The following is an 18403-nucleotide window of genomic DNA, read 5'->3' on the forward strand; positions in this document are numbered from 1 at the left end:
CAACAAATGATAGCATAAAAAAATAAGACCGATTTCTCGGTCTCAAACATATTGGCATAAACAGGAGATTGGACATAACCAGTTCGTGTTTTTATTATATTTTATATTTTCAGATTTTTAAACCTTTTATCACACGATCAATATTGAGAAAATTTTTTAGCCCTTTTTATGTAGTGCGCCCTTTTGAATAAATTTTTCCATTTCGCACATGCTAAAGATGGAGGTGTGCACAAATGGAACCAATGTTATGTCCAAATTGTAAAACAAACCGTACTCGCTTTAATATTCTTGAACAACAAGTCAAACCGGTAAAGCTCGACCCACAAACAGGACAAATAGAAGAAGAATATACAAACGAAACATTAAATGCGTTTCATATGTCTTACCAAGGTCCTACATACCGTGTACAATGCGCTGTATGTGGATTAGTTGAAAATCCAGAACAATTTATAAAACCTGCGCAAAATCGTTCTTTTTAATGTTTGGATATTTTTCTAATCCTGTGAGAACCTAGCATGTTCTTATATAAGGTGAAACTTTAATTAGTAGGGTTTTCTTCATCCCCTACTAATTAAACCCCCACACCAATTGGGCTGTTAAAAAATAGCGTGATACATTTACAAATACTTAAACATTTCATTCTATTATCGTTCCTTAAACAGATAAGAAAGTTGCTTAACAAATAAGCAACTTTCTTATCTTTATATTTTATGTATTATATCGTCAAACAATATTATATAATGTTGTTGCTTACAATGTAGTACAACTACGTTCCCTATCGCTTAATAACGCAAGAAATATGCTAGTATCCACTTCAAACAAAACCCCTTCAATCAAGTACCACTAACTTAACCGAAAGGGTTCGAAAAAATATTTTCCTTATTTTACTCGTTGTCCGTCATACACGTTGACAGTTAACGGTGCTGTTAAAAATTGGTCTGCGTTACTTAAGAAAGAAGTAAAGTGTTCACTTGCATTATGAGTTGCGACTGCTTGTTGGTCTTTCCAAACTTCCACCATTATATATACACTTTCTTTTTCTGTATCTTTATATAAATCATATGATACATTTCCGCTTTCCGCTCGTGAACGATGAATTAGCGGCTGGATTTCATTTAAAAACACTTCTTGTTTTGCTGGGTCTACTTGAAATATTGCATGAATAATAATCATGATGTTTCTCCTCTCATATTCCATTTCCATAAAGTTCCTAGAAATATTTCCCTATAACTTTATAAGGTTACTTCTACCCAGTAATTTTGTCAACTAGAAGCCGTACAGGTCGATAACCACTTTTCCAATTAAGATTCACATAACGCTCTTTCTCTAATCCGAAAGCCTCCACAATTTCCTCTGCTAGCATCAATCCACGCTCTACTATTGTACGATAAATCTCTTCTTCGTTAGCAAAGTTTTACGTCTTCTCAAGTTGAATATAAAAAAGACTATTCCTTATAGAAATAGCCTTTACATTCAGAATAAACTCCCTTATTAGTAGACAAACTACTGTTCATTTTGAAAAGTCTTATATGTAATATACAGCAACTAATCCGTTATGAATTACTACTTGCGGAAGCCGCTGCAGTAGAAGCCGAAATGGCTGCGATAGCAGCTGCTTGCTGCGCCTGTATGAGAATTTCAATCATTGTTTGTAATCCTGTGTTAGCCGCTTGATGTTCCATACCTTTTTGACTCACGAATAGTTGGATTGCAATCAAAATATTTGTATCCGTCTGCCAACGGAATAGCTTATCCCCCTGCAATTTCTCAATAAATGCTCGAACAGAAGAAACCTCTTTTTCCCCATCTTCAAGCAATGCTAGTAGCCCGATAGCTGGATAATGCATTTGTTTTACTTTTACTTTTTCTTGCTTAAATAAATTCCATATGTTTGTACATCGCGCCACTAAAATATCTTCACGAACATCCTTCTGTAGAGAGAGAATATGACTTAAAAATTGAAGATCATTTCCTTTGCGCAAGCCAGATGCCGCTAGCTTCTGATAGAGGCGCTCCACCCGGTCCATAAGCTGCCCAAGTTTTTCTTGTTGTCCCGATAACAAAACAGCGAGCGGGTAATCACTTGTACTTGTAAGGAAGAAGTGGTCCTCTTTCATACGTTTATATATCTTCATGGAACGCTGAATGCGTGCTTCATACTGCTCACGATCGTCTGGCAAAAGCGTAGCTGCGGCTAAATAAGTAAAGATACTGCGGCTAAAACCACTAGCGATAAACCGTTCATATAAGTCTAAAAACTGTTGAAATGCTGTTTTATAATGTGTAAAGTGAATATCTAACGTTGCCGCAACTACAAAGCGATGATAAGATTTCAAATAGGAAAACATACCTACTTGAGATTTAATATAATTACTAATTTGTAAAAAACGTTCTAAATTAAAAGGTTTATCGCTACTTGTATACATAGCGGCAATCATCATCCCTGTTTGAGAACCACTCGTTTTCCACTTTAGTTCTCTCTTCAACTGTTCATATATACGCGTATATTGCTCTAATTTTTGTTGTAGTGTAATCATAGCTGCCCTCCATTTTTTATTTTTTCTTCTCTATCATAATACAGTTCCATATTTAGGAATATCTTTTTTTCATATAACTTATTGATTCTTAACAATATGTTCTATATGAAGTGGCAACTGCGTCATTTTATCTTTTAAAAACTCTGGTTTTACGTTATATTCACGTATTTGTTCTAAAGATACCCATTGAAAATTATATTTTCGTCCTTCTTCTTCAAGAAGAAAAGAATCTGCTCCTTTTACCGGTAACGTAAGTAAATTGACTTCATAATACAGACTTATTTCATGGAACTGCCTTGAATCATATGTAAAGAAATTTTCTATAACCCATAAAGGTCGTTTCACTGCAATATCGACTCCTAGCTCTTCTTTTAACTCTCTTTTTATTGCTGTTTCACTCGTCTCTAGCAATTGTACACGACCGCCTGGCACATACCAGAAATCTTCTCCCTCATTTTGAAGTATTAAAATTTTATTATTATGTTTACATATTGCACCAACTCTATAATTAAAACATGATTGATTGACTTGAAATGTAAGATCCATGATGATATACCCCCCTTTTATTATGTTAGATTGATAAATTACCATATGTTATTTACATTGTCCCTTACTCGCAATCATGATGGACAGTAATCCATTGATTCCTAAAAAAATTACAACACAAATGCATAAATACGCTACATCTGGTGCAAACATATAAGTCGCATGCCACGGAGAATCTGTGCTATAAATGAGTGCTGGAATGATAATAAGAGCTATCAGAAAGAAAACAATACCGAAAATATACCACTTATTCCTTTTGCAACGTTTCTTTCCTTTCATCTTTTTAAGTAAGGAAATGAACATTGCAAAAAGTAAGCAAATGATTCCGAATAGAATCCATTGAACAATCGGTGTACTTGCTGGAATATGTACCGGTTTATTCCCATGTAATATATTTATTATCCCTTGTTTCAATTGAGGGAGCGCTTCCTCTTCAAAAATATGATTCTTATTCGTTAAAATAACGCCGCCCCAACCTGTTTTAGGTATAAAAAACATTTCTGCATGTGAATCCGGTGTTGAACCTGAATGCCATATCACTTTCTCTTCAGAATTTGGATTGGTAATTCTTACTCCTAAGCCGTAGTACAGTGTTTCACCCGTTTGAACATGCGGCGACATATATAAATTCAACATACCTTCAGTTAAAAATTCACTATTCTTTTGTCCGCTTAGAAATTGAATGTATTGAATCATATCGTCCGCACTTGCTGTTATGTATCCATATGGTGCTCCTCCATTATCATATGTTACGGAACTTTTTCTAGGGATTCCAAACCATGACTGGTAACCAGCTACATATCCTTGTTTATATGCCAAATCCTTATCAGCTGCCGCATTCTTCATACCTAAAGGCAAAAAAATCTCCTCCCTCATGTAATCAGAATATGATTGATTCGTAACCTCTTCAATAAGAGCACCAAGGATTACGTAATTTGCATTACTATATTGATATTTTTCTCCAGGAGAAGCAGTAAGTTGAATATTTGATAGACTTTTTACGTTATCTTTAATAGCGTCAAATTCATCAGATTCTTTATCTGATATGACTAAGCCTTCGTAAGTGCTAATTCCACTTACATGAGTAAGTAAATGTTGAATTGTTATTGTAGATGATGCTTCTTTATCTTGCAGTGTAAACCATGGAATATATTTTTGAACTGGGTCTTCTAAGTGAACAACACCTTTTTCAGTTAATTTCATAATAGCTAAACCTGTTAATGATTTACTTATCGCTCCTATCGTAAAGGGCGTTTTAGTTGTTACTTTTTCCTCCGTTTCTCCTGTTATCCCCCACCCTTTCCAATAAAACAAAAATAAGCATATAAAAATGACTATGAATTTTAGTATTTTTATCTACTTATCGTTACCCTTCAAATATAAAGCACGACCAGCATAGAAATGAGTACCGAAATACTCATGCTCGTGAACATTAACAGCGAATTCCACCAAGAATTATCTGCTATTTGGTACAAAATATTATAGTTAAACGAATGATTATCACGCTGTGGATGAAATGATTCTGTTAAAAACATCGAGAGTAGAAGTTATGAAGTGAGGTAAGTAACAAGGATGGTAAAAAATCCGATCACAAATAAAACGCCGGTTCTATTTTGGGATTTTCGTATCTGTTTTATTTCAGAATGAAGATTGATCCCGTTCATTTCTAAAAAATCTTTCACAAATGTTGCTGTATCTCCTAAATCATATAAACTATCTTGACCGTGTTCACGGCATTCTTGCATATACTCTAAAAGCTGCTGTTTCACAATTTTCCTATTCTTATAACTAACTTGATATTGTTTTAACTCTTCCAAAACTTCTCTTATAAACCGTTTTTCTTCTTGAGTTACATTTTTTATTCATTCCAAATGCTCCCCCTTTAAGCCACTTTGCAGTAAGGATTTTATATCTTGCTGTAATCCTAACCACTCATTGATTTTGTTTTGAAGATACAAGTTCCCCTTTTCATTTATTTCATAATAAACTCTAACTTTACCACTTCCCGTCATTTCGCGGAAAGCATAAACCAATTCTTGCTCTTTCAGCTTTGTCAAAATCGGATAAATACTCCCTACTCCTTTCAACTTTAAATTGTGCTTTTCTAACTCCTTCATTATTTCGTATCCATAACTTTTTCCCTTTGACAATATAGATAACACACACATTTCTAAATGCCCTTTAATTAAACTTGTTCTATCCATAGGATAAATTTAACAAAAATATATATTTCATTCAAGTATATATTTTTAAAAAACATAATTTTCTGTTTATTAAAACAATATCCCCCCGCCTTCATTGGAGGCAGGGGGATATATCCTATATTTCGCGAATTTATATAAAATTCCTAAAAACGATTCACCTCTACATTCTAACCCTATCTTCTCATCGTATTTTCTCTTTTTGAAACCAGAGCTTTAACAATTCTCACTCCCATTCTCTTTCCATACCCGCTTTTCATTCTATATCTTCCCGCAGCTTTTCCCATTGCTACATGTCAGAAATCGTATTTTGAATAAGCCTAAAAGAACAATCAGCGTTAACTACTTTTTCATAGTTTTGTTTCTCCTTCTAACGAAAAAGTTTTAGGAATCCATATAGGCATCTCCGTCCATGGCTATACTTTATTTTCTAGTAAAAATTGTTCTTCTACCCATACAAATTCAGCATCGCTGTTGATAACAGCTTTGTAAACTAGAAAACTAGCATGCAATTTATATAACAATTTTCCTAGTTAAAAAGTTACGAGAGGATAACGAAATTGTTTTTCGCTATTTATACTCTCTTTACAAATGAAACTCTGTTCTCTCCATTGCCATCATAATTTGTATGTACAGATACTCCATCCACGACTTCATCACCTACTTCAATTTCAAATCCAATTTCTTGATGGAATTGAATAGATCCTTTATTTACAGAAGATGTTACAGCCTTTACGATATGACGATGATTCACGCGTACCGCATCAAAAAAATAAGAATAAAGTGTAGAAGCAATCCCCTTTCTTCTATACTTTGGATTTACGCCAATAAAATGAACATATGCTTCATTTTTGTATGTCTGCGATAAGAATCCACATAAAAATCCTACTATCTCTCCATCCTCTTCGATAACAAAACTCGTTTCTTGAAAATGAATGAAGAATAGTTTTGGTAACATATCCGCCATATTCCGTCCACCCCACCATTCGTTAAGGACAGAATGGATAGCTATATAATCTTCACTTTGTATATTCCTAACCTTCATTTTTTTCCTCCTCATTCGTAGAAACTCAATATTCTCATAAAAGGCAACACCTTATAGTATTTGCTGCTTACTGTATCACTTCCTTCAAACTTTGACACAAAATTTTTTTCATATAAAATATTCACAATAATCTAAAAATAAAATAAAAAGAGGTGCATTCATGCAACAACAAAGTTCCACTCAAAAAAGAGCATTAATAGCTAGTTTAATTGGCAGTTCTATCGAATGGTTTGATTTCTTCTTATACGGAACAGCTGCCGCGCTTGTATTTAACAAGTTGTTTTTTGTAAACGAGGACCCTCTTATCGCACTTATGCTTTCCTATCTTTCTTTCGGTATCCCGTTTTTCATTCGCCCTCTTGGAGGTATTATTTTTAGTCATATCGGTGACAAAATCGGTCGAAAAAAGACACTTGTTTTAACTCTATCTCTTATGGGAGGCGCGACAGTATGTATTGGCCTACTTCCTTCCTATGAAAGCATTGGTATATTAGCTCCTATTCTTCTAATCTTACTGCGAATTATTCAAGGATTAGGAATTGGCGGCGAATGGGGTGGCGCTTTACTACTAGCGGTCGAATATGCACCGAGAAATAAAAAGGGATTTTTCGGTAGTATTCCGCAAACAGGTGTTACAATTGGAATGTTACTTGGAACTGCAGCAATCTCCTTTATGACAATGATTTCTGGTGATAACTTTGTGATGTGGGGATGGAGAGTTCCATTTATTCTGAGTGCCGTACTCGTATTCATAGGATTATGGATTCGAAATGGATTAGATGAAACACCTGATTTCAAAAAAGCGAAGAAAAGCGGAAATATTGCCAAACTACCAATTGTCGATACGCTGCGCTATCATTGGAAGTCTGTCCTAATCGCTACAGGCGCAAAGGTAGCGGAAACAGGTCCTTTCTATATTTTCTCAACATTCATTGTTTCCTACGGTACATTGCAACTCAACTTACCGAACACAACTGTTTTAAATGCTGTTACGATTGCTATGCTCATTACGACGATTATGATTCCGCTAATGGGAAAACTTTCAGATGCAATTGGGAGAAAGAAAATGTACATATGGGGTACAGTTGCCATTCTTTTATATGCCTTCCCCTATTTCTTCCTATTAAATCAAGGAACCTCTTTTTCTATCATGATCGCAACTGTTATTGGTTTAGGCATTTTATGGGCACCTGTCACAGCTGTATTAGGTACATTATTCTCTGAAATTTTTTCTACTCACGTTCGCTATACTGGTGTTACATTAGGTTATCAACTAGGCGCGGCACTTGCTGGCGGAACGGCACCGATGATCGCTGCTTATTTAATGAATATGTATAACAATTCTTGGGTTCCAGTAGCATTATACATTGTATTTACTTGCTGTATTTCTTTAATTGCAATCGCTACCGTTTCAACGAAGCAAATTGCAGAAAACAGACAAAATCAAGATATACAAGCCTAGTAAATTGGGGGATTTCTATCTCCCCCTTTTCTATTAAAAAGGAGGATAATTGAAATGATTCATATTACAGAAGAAATGGTAAAAGACATTTATAAAATGAAAGATTGCTTACAAGATGTAGAAAGGGCTTTCCAATATTACATGAACGATGAAATTGTAACGCCGGTACGGCTAAATATCCAGCACTCTCAAGAAGGAGCAAACTCCCTTTATATGCCTTCTTATGTAGCTCCCATCGAATTTACTTCTACGAAAATCGTTAGTGTCTTTCCTCAAAATACGCAAAAAGGGAAAAAAGCATTACAAAGCTTAATCGTTTTAACAGAAACAAATACTGGTGATCATGTCGCAACCATTGAAGCTTCCTATTTAACAACACTTCGCACAGGAGCAATGAGCGGTATCGCGACAAAACATTTCGCCCGTCAAGATACTAATGTCTGCGTTGTCATTGGATGCGGCGCTCAAGCGCTTGGACAAATACAAGCCGTTATGGAAGTTCGCCCGGTAACTCGCATTCTCCTCGTCAATCGGACAATGCAAAAAGCATTTGAATTTAAAAATATCTTACTCTCCTTATATCCAAATTGGAGCGGATCGATTGAAATTATGGAATCAGCTAATGATGCTGTTGCAATAGCTGATATTGTGATTTGTAGTACTACTTCAACTACCCCTGTATTGAATGGAAACTATCTCAAACCTGGCACTCATATAAATGGAATTGGTTCTTATCAGCCTCATATGCAAGAACTTGATGTCACTACATTACAGCGCAGCAATAAAATTATTGTAGATACAATAGAAGGTGTACAACATGAAGCTGGAGATTTCTTGATTGCAAGCAAACAAAATGAATGGGATTTTTCAAACATATATAGTGAACTTGGAGATATTATTATAGGAAAGAAACAAGGACGTTCAAATCCGAATGAGATTACTTTATTCAAATCAGTTGGGGTTGCCTTTTTAGATACAGTAGTAGCTGGTTCGATTTATCAAAAATATACTGGAAAGTTATCTGTAAAGTGATTTACACTGGAGACTTAATTTGAATAAACATCTGTCACAAGCATGATAAAGTGACTCAAAAAGTGACTCGTCACATTACTATAATTTGTATAATTATCCGTCACAGGTACGATATTTCAACGTTTATAATGAATAAACCAATGTATAAGAGCGTAGTCACATACGCTCTTTTTTCGCGGTCACCAAAAGTCACTTCTGTACTATCACTTCCGTTCCCTCCCCCCCTCGTATTTACCGACAATACTCTCGATAATCCACGTTAACTTTTTTCCTCCTTACCTAATTCCCAAACGTAATTTCTCCTCTAATATTAGTAATACGTTAGAATTGAAAATTGAAGATATATTGTGGAGGACGCTAAGTAAGCGTTCTTTTTTATGGAGAAATTTACTATTAATTTGGTATAATTACTATAGTTATATTATGGATATTAAAAGAAGGAAATAGAGAATTGCTAGTATTGCTTTTTTGTACTTCTACTCATCATTTTAATTAGACTTTTTATACACAGTATTTGCAGAACGATAGGCATACTGTTCTAATCACAACTGAAAACGTAAGATAAAAAAATATTGGTTATTTCGATTGTGGATCTTGTAAAAAACGTACTTTAGTAGAGTGGAAACACTTGTAATTGTAGTAATTTAAATGTAAGGAGATAAAGAATGAGCGAAAAAATTAAAAATTTAACAATATATGACGAATTCGAATTACATGGATATTGGTGGATTCCAGGAGATGAAAGCAATAAGGTTGCTGGAAATCTAAAATATAATTCAGACGGTATTACTTTAAAATTACTTAGTAACTTTGAAGAAAATGAACCAGACTATTTTACAAATGATTATACTATCCTACATGGAGTTACCGAACATGGTGAACACATTACTTTATGTGATGGATTTATAAATTCCTGTACAGATTCTTTTGCATCTACAAGTGTAACAACAATCATACTATTTTTTAATCAAATGGTACTTGGAAAACTTTTTGATACAAAAAAAGAGATTAAGTTCCATTCACTATCAATAAATTACTCTTCATTAGAAGAGTGGCTTGGAGAACATCCTTTTACACGGGGAAGTACACTAGAAAAAGGGCAATCATCTGTCATTTATAAATTCCCACCGACGTTTGAAGTCAGCATACACAAGAAATCTACCAAAGTAAAATCAAGTTATACATTAACTACCTCTAGAAAACTCTATAAATCACATACATTTAAACAAAAAGCAAACTTAAAAATTATTCCAGACGCTTTTATGAGTTTAGACTGGTATATAAATATGATCCAAGAACTTCAAGACTTTCTAACACTAATGACAAACCAGGCTATTTACCCTAAAAAAATCCAAGCAACTGGTGACTTCCTTGACGAATCTCGTAATCTGAGAGAAGAATTCTTTATTTTTCTCTTACCTCAAAAAATGTTTAAAGAGCAAAAGATTCATTCATATATGTTGCATCTCAATTACAAGGACATTCAAGATAACTTAGAAACAATTCTAAATAATTGGTTTACTGATTCATCATATTCATCAAGAAAAATTTATCTCAGAAATTTTTACGAAAAGGCTATTGATCAGGAATCGAAGTTTTTAAACTACGCGAGATCATTAGAAAGTTTTCATAGGGATACCAATCTAGTTTCTGGACAATTTATTCCAGACGAAGTATACACACCAATAAAAAAACAAATGTTAGATTCTATACAGCAAGGAGACATCGAAAAAGAAACTTTTAATAATTTTAAAAACAAAATGAGTAACGTGCTTAAATATGCACATCATTTTGGATTCGAAAGACGAATTAGAGACATGTTTAAGGATACTGATAAACGTATTAAAGATATTATCTTTCCTAATGAATTACGGCAACTTAAAGAGTTTTCTCGTAATGTTACAATAACTCGGGATTACTATACGCATTACGGAGAAATACCAGACTACTACTTTAAAGATTTAGATCTTTATTTTGCAAATGAAAAGTTGCATGTTATCTTATATTACTATTTCTGTAAAAACCTTGGTGTTGAAGATGATATCATTTGGCGTGCTATTAATAATGATTTTGTTCTTGAGCGTCGATTAAAAACAAAAACAGAAAAGCTTACAGAAGAACCCACTAAATAATCTTATAAAAAAGCAGACCCCACTTTATAGGAGTCTGCTTTTTTAATACGTTGTCCATATACAACATCAGCTTTTAGAGTTCATCCGCTTGAGATAGTTTTATTAATACTTCATTAGGATCTTTATAAAACTCCTTAATATCAGCTTTCTTACTAAAATGTATAGCAGCCTTAGAAATTCCTTTTTCATCTACTGGCACAATTCTAAATTCATACTTGTTAACAGGCTTCTGGATTGGCACAACTTCTTCAATTTTACAGTTAAACAGGGCAACTGCACTATACAATTGAATTTCAACACCATATAATTTAATATTTTCCTCGTGTGTATATTGAAATACCATCGCCCCTTTTTCTATTAAATTCTGACCATCTACATCCATTTCAATTGTTGTTACAAAACGATCTATAGCACTTGATTGCTTGTATGGTCTAATTTCAATTAATGTACGATATAATTTATCAATCCATTGCTCCCCTTCAATATCTATGTCTTTTTTAGGGTTGAACTGAATATTTAGTTTGTCAGCAATAGCTTGTACCTTTTTCCAGTATTCTAAAGCTGTCATTGCTGCTACTTTTTCTTTTTCAATAGGTACAGAGTTAAGTTGCAAACCTCCTACCTTAATTTTCCCATCTATAAAGGCTTTATATATTTTAAAAGCCTCAATAATCTCTTCAACTCTTTCAGCTTTTAGTATATCTATATGTACGTTAAAATTCAGATTACTTTTCTCTTCGTCAATTGTATAGGTTATTTCTAATCCTCCATCATCAATAGATTTATATAAACTTTTATGCATATCAGCTAGTGGTTGCCTTTTTACAAGAAAATCTTTAGCTATATTCTCTTCTTCGCATTCTATTTTTAATGGAAAAGGTTCACCGAAAGGTTCTGGTTTGAGTATAAATTTACACTTATCCTCATCAAAGTCTTCTTTATACGGGTTTTTCATGAACTGTGACATCTTTATCTGCTTACCATTTATACTGACAATATTTGTATCTGTTTCGATTATTTGTTGTGTTCGATATGCAAATTCTAATAATTCTTCTTGACTTTCAATTTGAATTTCCGTTGGGATATTCATTTTCAGTTTGTCAAATTTAAATGATATATCCCCTTCTTCTGGTACAACTGCACAATACTCTTTATCAACCTGTGCGTATTTAAGCCCTAGAGGTAAATTGTCACTCATAGAAGCTAGTATAGCATGTGGTATTTTTGTAGCACTCTCATCTCTTTTAAACGCTTTTTTAAAATCTGCAAACATTTTATCACCAGTCTTCCTTCATATCTTCCCAAACAATTATTTTTGAAATTAATAGTGTTTTTTCAAAGTGATCTATATCCTCGGTTAACTCTTCTGAGATAAATCGAATAAGTTCTATTCTATCATTCTTTGTTTCTACTATTAAGTATCTAATATCTTTATATTCATAGTTTAACCATAAATCTTTACACTTTGTAATCCCCATTGAATATGCTTCATAAACATTTGGCGATAACAAGGACTGCGGGATTAGTAAATCTAAATCATCTTGATTACTCATATCAGGGACGAAACGCCATTCTTTTTCGTCATGAAAATTACGAAGCACATACTTATCAACTCGCCACATATCACCATTTAATGGTTTTAAATATAGTAAATTTGTTAATAAATAGTTTCTATAATCATTTATTTCTGGGTGTTCCTCGTCTAGATTTTGTAGTGATTTTGAAAATAATTCCGAAAATGTTTTAATTAGCGGCGCATTAACATTCACATATTGAATAGGTTGCACTCCAGCCTTTAACCCCCACTTTTTTTCTAAACCAATTCCGAAAAAACCGTAAAACTTGACATGTGGTCCAAGTCTTTGAAGATGAATATCACAAAAACATGTCATTGGAAAACAGATTTTGTCTATTCCAATGTTATATGTATCCACTTTCTCCTCATAATACCTCGGCATAAACGCTTTATTTTTTAAACTTATTTTTAAAAACTTTAGTTGTTTCATAAAATTAAAAAGCACATTAGCACTCTGTTCCGATGGTATATACTCTTCAGTTTCTGGTGCACTAATTTTTATACTTTCTACTTCTTTGATTTGTTCAGCCATTAGCCTACTATTCCCCTTTACAAAATTCATCACATTCAACATCATATCACAAAAAATTTCCAAAATAAAAAAGCAGGTTTCTATAAACAGAGACCTACTTTTAGCTCACTTTCACTTACGTCGGACTTGCTGTAATATAAAACTCTTGTCCACGTGAATTATGTACTTTGTATTGGTAATAGACATCTACTTTTATTTCCCTATCAAAACTTTATCCTATTCATTCGTCTTTTGCCCTCCATGTAATATACATTTCATTAATTTGATATCCATCCTGATTCATCTGGTCAAAAATATATTGAAGTAGAAACACAAGACAATAAAGAAAGTATTCGATTTACTTACGTAAAAGATGGATTTACAAATAAACCTTGTCTACGAATAAACATCCGTCCTCATGGAAAGTCTCTACGTCAAGGTCCAGAATTTTCTCTTGATAAACTACCTGAAGTTCAAGCTGCTCTTACACAACTATTACTAGAAATTCAAAATGAGAAGTAATCTTCTGTAAATGTATTTAGAAGTTTCTATTTTAGATTTCGCAACCGACGTAAGAATAAAAAAAAGACCGCTCATAAAGGCGGTCTTAAGATTTTATTTAGAATTTATAGATTGGTCGATAGCCGAAATAAGAAAACCCCAGTTGTTTACCAATTTCTTTACCAAAAGCAAAAATATTGTTTAAATGTGACCTTCTTTCAAATCTACAATAATTATTTATATATAGCTGTTACAATCCCATAAATATAATTTAAAATAAAACCAGTAAGAATTAGTATAAATATTAGATTCGATACAGTAAGTTGTTCCTTCCAAGTTTTAGATTTTTTATGAGAATGAACAATATTACCACCCACAATTCTACTAGATAGTTTAATCTCATCATAATCAGTTACTAGTAATTTTATTATTACTTCCTCTTTTGGATTTAATAATAAGGGCTTGATTCCCAGCTCTTTCCCTAATTCGTGGTTATACACAGTACACTGCAGGTCGCTTGGATTCTTTTTATAGATTTCTGCATCAAATACTTTAGAAGATCTATAATGATTGGTAAAATCAATTAAAATATCTGTTTCAAAATCTTCTTTTTTTATAGGTTCGTTACCACTATTGAAAATTTTCAATATAACTAAGTTCAAGTTTTGTTTTATTTCTTCATCGTCAATATAGATACTGACTTTATTATGTAACTGGGTAATCAAAGGTGTCGCAGATACTTCTTGATATGATAATTCTTTTTTCTTTTTGTTTTTACGATAAAAGTAAATACTTAAACAAATGCTTACTATTGTTAATAGAAAAACGTTTTGTTTAATAAAATCAATGAACACTAACAAAATGTTTCTCTCCATTCTTTTGATGCCAAAAATTTTATTTAATGAGATATAAAAACAACCTATGCCCTATTCTTGCTATTTAATTTACTTCTATATTGAGCCTCAAGTTCATCTTTGATGTCACACTCAAGTGTCCATCTATTTTTTAAAAGAATCTTTTTATATCCACATTTAGGACACTTATATTTATATCTGCCGAAATATGTTCTGGATATTTTCATTTCTCTATCATCATTCTTGCAATATGGTCCATCTACTTGACCTACATGCACATCCAATATCTCATTTTTAAATGGATCTCTATGTTTAACGTCTGCATAAACTTTCCAATTAAAACCATAAGCCTCATTATAGGCTTCTGAATTATAACTGTTTCCAATAACGAAACCTATAGGATAAGGTGTTTGCAATTTATCAATTCTTCTTCTAATAAACCACCGTATAGTACTTATCAAAGTGAAAATCAGAATCCAATTTATTAAGAATTTATTGTCATTGATTATGTTTTCTAATCCTATAGAATTCACACTGTTCCCATTTTGCGAAACTAGAGGAATATATAAAAATATAAACGAAGCAACTAATGAAGCTAATACATTTCCTCCAAAAACTTTGAGTTTACTAATCATAAATAACACCCATCCTTATTACTCTGCAGCTCTATTTTATTGATAAATACGCTTACCAACTGGTTTAAAGTCTTTAACCATACTTTCAAATTCTTTTCTTTCTTTATCTGTTAATTCATCAATATGTAAGTCTATTAAAGCGTAGTAATATCCTTATATGTATTTATGTTACAATTTCATTATATACTTCACTTCATTTTCACTCAAGAATTTATCAAACCTGTATAGAAATAATAAAAAGGGTTTTATGCCACAGCGAAGTTCTTAATAACTACAGTTTACAAATTTATTTTGGATCTGGTCAATTAATCTCAAAATACAAAGAGCTAAAAAAATACTTGATAATAATAAAAGCCCTCTCATGTGAGAAAGGCTTTTTTACCTACTATATATTTAACTCCTCTACCCTCTCGTCTAATAGATACACTTTCAGATATAAAAACACTGAGATAGTATTGCTCTTAAATAAAATTTAGATTTTATCCAATAATGTAAGTCCATTAATGTAAAATATATTATAATAAGATTAATAGAATAATTTAACATTCTCAAATAACCTTTTTTTACTTATATGGTATAATTTTCATATTAACTAATGTGAAAAGAAGGGATGGGAATGACAGAAATAAAGATAACACCTGAGAGACTAGAGCAAGTTGCAAAAACAGTGAAAGATGCAAGACATCAAATAGATATTATACATAAGGATCTTTACAACCAAATTGAATATTTATCTTTTCAGTGGGCAGGAGCATCAAGTCAAAAATTCTATCAAGATTTTAATGAGGCGAAACCTAAAGCTTTTGTGATTGTTAATGAAATGAATAAAGTAGAAGAAGAATTAATGAAGGCTGCTGAGAAATTTCGTAATGCAGATGATAATTATGATGGAAGTCAAGGGAATCAAGAGTCATCTTCTGAAGACATTGAAGAAGGAGCGATGTGTGGTAAACTTCCTCCTAAATCTGACTTAGAAAAGGCTTGGGATGACTTTACAACTGGGTTAGGAGACGCATGGAATGGTCTTTATGATGGCGCAGGACAAGCTATCGAAGATGCAGTAGAAGGATTTAAATCACTAGATGATACAGTAACAAAAGAAAACATGAAGTATGCAATGGGACATCCCATAGAAACATTTTCTAATGCGTGGAACACCTTTTCGGATTCATTTATGAATGATGTTTGGAATGGCAATATTGAAAGTGGTTTTCATTGGGGTGCTTATTTTTTAACATCAGTTGCGACAGGATTTCTTGGAGGGAAAGGTCTTGATAAGGCTACTAAACTTGCTAGAGGAGTAAATTTTTCTAAAGTAACAGAGATTTCCCCACCACGTATGCAACCTGCTTTTGCAGGTGGTGGACTTACTGGCGGAGGGATACTTAGTACACTTCCGCCATCGGGACATTGGGGTAATTATTTGAGTGATTATTTCATGTTTGCTAGACCATCATGGAGACAGTCAGAGGTTGATGCCCTTAAGGATTATAAGGGATATAAGGAACAAGTTATTTTTAAAGATGGTGAAGAATTGAAGAAAAAAGAAAAAGGTTCTTCTATTCCTGATTTATATAGTGAAACTGCTAAACATGCAGTTGAGGTTAAAAACTACGATGTATCCACATCAGCTAAAAGAACTAGGTTAGCTTATGTTATAGGAAAACAAGTAGAAGCAAGATTAAATAATTTGCCCGAAGGAACGAAACAAAGTGTTCGTGTTGATATTAGAGGGCAAGACATAGAACCCGATGAAATTCTTGATTTAGTGCAGAAAATCAAGGAAAAAACAAATGATAAAGTTACTATAGAAATTAAGGATTAATATATTGGAGTGATAATATGTCAAATGTAGGGTTTGGAATAGATTTCATGTTTTATGAGGTTGGGCATCCTGATATTTTACATAGTTTCTTTTCAACAATGTCATATCATACAGAACCTGATGGTTGGGGAACTAAGTACCCACTGCTAATGAAGAGTTTATATTTTGATGAATTACGTTGGGAAGATGTAAGAGAAGCAAGAGAAAACTTGAAAGAGATTATAAAACAACTAGAAGAAAAAAAAACCGAAGAGATTATTTGGGATATTGAAGATATAACAAAAAGACCACCGTGGGAGGGACGAGAATTACCTCCACAAGTTATTGACCTTGTTACGTATTTTGCTAGAGAAGACGGACAGACATTTTCCGATTTATTATTTAAAGCATTTGATTTCGCAGAAGCTTTGAAGCATGATATCGTAATTCGAAAAAGTCTAGCAGATAAAACATCTTAACTTATACTATGAGCATCTTTTATGAGAAACAAAAATAGTTTAGTCTTAGAAATCACTTCAAATGAGGTGATTTTTATTTTTGTCTAAAAACGAAGAGTTCAATTTGATTGGAGTTTTAAAAATAAGTTATAATAAAAATATAGAAAACGGATAAGTAAATTACAGGATAATGGTAAAAATAAAAAGCCCTTCTTATATAAGAGGGGCTTTTCTCATCTTATCTATTAAATTAGCTTTTATATTTTCTTTTATATGCCAATAGATTTCTACCTCTTGCTCTGTCGCTTTTCTTCTATATAAATCAACGTCATCAACCGCAATCCAAACCCAACCTTTCAAGTCTCCGAAAAAATCATTCTTGAGTTGCTCTGATGTAATGGCACCTATTTTTGTAACTATCTCTTCATTCATCAGGCTATACTGTCTCTCATCTTCTAATAAAAATATCGACTCACCAAGAATTAAATCCTTGTGGAACAGAAACGTGTATTCGTTTGCTTCTACTGGTACTTTGATGATACATGAAACGGATTCGTTAACATCAAAAATTTCCATCTGCCCATGAGTCATCTCCCTATTATTTTATTATTACATATAAAATTTTAACAAAAAAATATTAAGAAACTGTAAATTGTAAGTTAAAGGTAATAGCTTGTGATATGACTAAAGTGCGTTCTTTGTTACCCATCTTTTAACGCAAAAAAGCCGACTCATAAAGAGCCGGTTTTTAATTTATAACTTTATAAGGGTTGTTGACTTGTACTACTTAACACCTTTACCTTATTTTCAAATTGTTCAATTGTATCTGCTAATTTGACTAATAAAATTAACCTAGGCGTCATTCTTTGTGAATTGATTTCATCATTCAATCTACACTTTATTATCTTTAAATTAGGCAATTCCTTTTGTAAGTTGCTATTATAATTATCATCAACTAATTGAATTCTCTGTTCTATTAAACCTCTAACGTTATTAATGGTGGAGTTAGTATAGTCATATGGACACAACTTAGTTAAGTCCTTACAATGGATTTCAAGGAGGAAGTGTCCGTATGGCAAACAAGAAATTTAATGCAGAATTTAAAAAGA

Annotated in this window: 18 protein-coding genes and 1 pseudogene; 6 read left to right on the top strand and 13 right to left on the bottom strand. The window is 32.8% G+C overall.

The window, feature by feature from the left end:
- Positions 1–233 precede the first annotated feature (233 nt).
- A complete protein-coding gene (locus MR063_RS09415; RefSeq protein ID WP_242196823.1) occupies positions 234–479 on the top strand; it encodes a DNA alkylation repair protein in 246 nt (81 codons plus the stop codon).
- Positions 480–879: 400 nt separating this feature from the next.
- Here the strand turns inward: MR063_RS09415 and MR063_RS09420 are convergent, their stop codons facing one another.
- The 8 genes and pseudogenes from MR063_RS09420 to MR063_RS09455 form a co-directional block, all read right to left on the bottom strand.
- A complete protein-coding gene (locus tag MR063_RS09420; RefSeq protein ID WP_242196825.1) occupies positions 880–1173 on the bottom strand; it encodes a putative quinol monooxygenase in 294 nt (97 codons plus the stop codon).
- A gap of 380 nt (positions 1174–1553) precedes the next feature.
- Positions 1554–2537, bottom strand: a complete 984-nt coding sequence (locus MR063_RS09425) for a DUF4003 domain-containing protein (RefSeq protein ID WP_242196829.1) — start codon at positions 2535–2537, stop codon at positions 1554–1556.
- A 78-nt stretch (positions 2538–2615) separates the two neighbouring features.
- Entirely contained in the window at positions 2616–3083 is a 468-nt protein-coding gene (locus MR063_RS09430) for an NUDIX hydrolase (RefSeq protein ID WP_242196831.1), read from the bottom strand.
- Between the two features lie 48 nt (positions 3084–3131).
- The gene (locus tag MR063_RS09435) at positions 3132–4397 is read right to left on the bottom strand and encodes a serine hydrolase domain-containing protein (protein WP_242196834.1); all 1266 of its coding nucleotides are present in this window, start codon (positions 4395–4397) and stop codon (positions 3132–3134) included.
- A 233-nt stretch (positions 4398–4630) separates the two neighbouring features.
- The gene (locus tag MR063_RS09440) at positions 4631–4900 is read right to left on the bottom strand and encodes a hypothetical protein (RefSeq protein ID WP_242196837.1); all 270 of its coding nucleotides are present in this window, start codon (positions 4898–4900) and stop codon (positions 4631–4633) included.
- Positions 4901–4945: 45 nt separating this feature from the next.
- The gene (locus MR063_RS09445; RefSeq protein ID WP_242196841.1) at positions 4946–5287 is read right to left on the bottom strand and encodes a PadR family transcriptional regulator; all 342 of its coding nucleotides are present in this window, start codon (positions 5285–5287) and stop codon (positions 4946–4948) included.
- Between the two features lie 353 nt (positions 5288–5640).
- Positions 5641–5772 (bottom strand): annotated as a pseudogene (locus tag MR063_RS22095) (NAD-dependent dehydratase); the annotation flags it as partial.
- 86 nt (positions 5773–5858) lie between these two features.
- Complete coding sequence (locus tag MR063_RS09455) at positions 5859–6329, bottom strand: GNAT family N-acetyltransferase (RefSeq protein ID WP_242196848.1); 471 nt, start codon at positions 6327–6329, stop codon at positions 5859–5861.
- Between the two features lie 160 nt (positions 6330–6489).
- On the opposite strand from MR063_RS09455, the gene MR063_RS09460 reads away from it, so the two are divergent.
- The 3 genes from MR063_RS09460 to MR063_RS09470 all read left to right on the top strand — a co-directional run bounded on the left by MR063_RS09460 (position 6490) and on the right by MR063_RS09470 (position 10955).
- Positions 6490–7791 carry an MFS transporter gene (locus MR063_RS09460; RefSeq protein WP_242196850.1) on the top strand — a complete coding sequence of 434 codons (1302 nt, stop codon included), beginning with the start codon at positions 6490–6492 and terminating at the stop codon, positions 7789–7791.
- Between the two features lie 54 nt (positions 7792–7845).
- Positions 7846–8823: an ornithine cyclodeaminase family protein gene (locus MR063_RS09465; RefSeq protein WP_242196853.1), complete on the top strand. Its 978-nt coding sequence runs from the start codon at positions 7846–7848 to the stop codon at positions 8821–8823.
- Positions 8824–9488: 665 nt separating this feature from the next.
- A complete protein-coding gene (locus tag MR063_RS09470; protein ID WP_242196856.1) occupies positions 9489–10955 on the top strand; it encodes an ApeA N-terminal domain 1-containing protein in 1467 nt (488 codons plus the stop codon).
- Positions 10956–11028: 73 nt separating this feature from the next.
- Here MR063_RS09470 and MR063_RS09475 read toward each other — a convergent pair whose 3' ends face one another.
- From MR063_RS09475 to MR063_RS09490, 4 genes are all read right to left on the bottom strand, one after another.
- Positions 11029–12228 carry an abortive infection system toxin AbiGii family protein gene (locus tag MR063_RS09475; protein ID WP_242196859.1) on the bottom strand — a complete coding sequence of 400 codons (1200 nt, stop codon included), beginning with the start codon at positions 12226–12228 and terminating at the stop codon, positions 11029–11031.
- A gap of 4 nt (positions 12229–12232) precedes the next feature.
- Positions 12233–13063, bottom strand: coding sequence for an abortive infection system antitoxin AbiGi family protein (locus MR063_RS09480; protein WP_242196862.1), 831 nt, complete (start codon positions 13061–13063; stop codon positions 12233–12235).
- Between the two features lie 713 nt (positions 13064–13776).
- Positions 13777–14403: a hypothetical protein gene (locus MR063_RS09485; protein WP_242196865.1), complete on the bottom strand. Its 627-nt coding sequence runs from the start codon at positions 14401–14403 to the stop codon at positions 13777–13779.
- A 59-nt stretch (positions 14404–14462) separates the two neighbouring features.
- Positions 14463–15032 (bottom strand): hypothetical protein, encoded by a 570-nt coding sequence (locus tag MR063_RS09490; protein ID WP_242196868.1) that lies wholly within the window; start codon positions 15030–15032, stop codon positions 14463–14465.
- A 616-nt stretch (positions 15033–15648) separates the two neighbouring features.
- Here MR063_RS09490 and MR063_RS09495 point away from each other — a divergent pair.
- Positions 15649–16857, top strand: a complete 1209-nt coding sequence (locus MR063_RS09495; RefSeq protein WP_242196871.1) for a WXG100 family type VII secretion target — start codon at positions 15649–15651, stop codon at positions 16855–16857.
- 17 nt (positions 16858–16874) lie between these two features.
- Positions 16875–17315: an Imm70 family immunity protein gene (locus MR063_RS09500; RefSeq protein WP_242196874.1), complete on the top strand. Its 441-nt coding sequence runs from the start codon at positions 16875–16877 to the stop codon at positions 17313–17315.
- Positions 17316–17507: 192 nt separating this feature from the next.
- Here the strand turns inward: MR063_RS09500 and MR063_RS09505 are convergent, their stop codons facing one another.
- Complete coding sequence (locus MR063_RS09505; protein WP_242196877.1) at positions 17508–17870, bottom strand: hypothetical protein; 363 nt, start codon at positions 17868–17870, stop codon at positions 17508–17510.
- Positions 17871–18403 lie beyond the last annotated feature (533 nt).

This window comes from Bacillus cereus group sp. BfR-BA-01492 (assembly GCF_022662815.1).
Classification (GTDB): domain Bacteria; phylum Bacillota; class Bacilli; order Bacillales; family Bacillaceae_G; genus Bacillus_A; species Bacillus_A cereus_BD.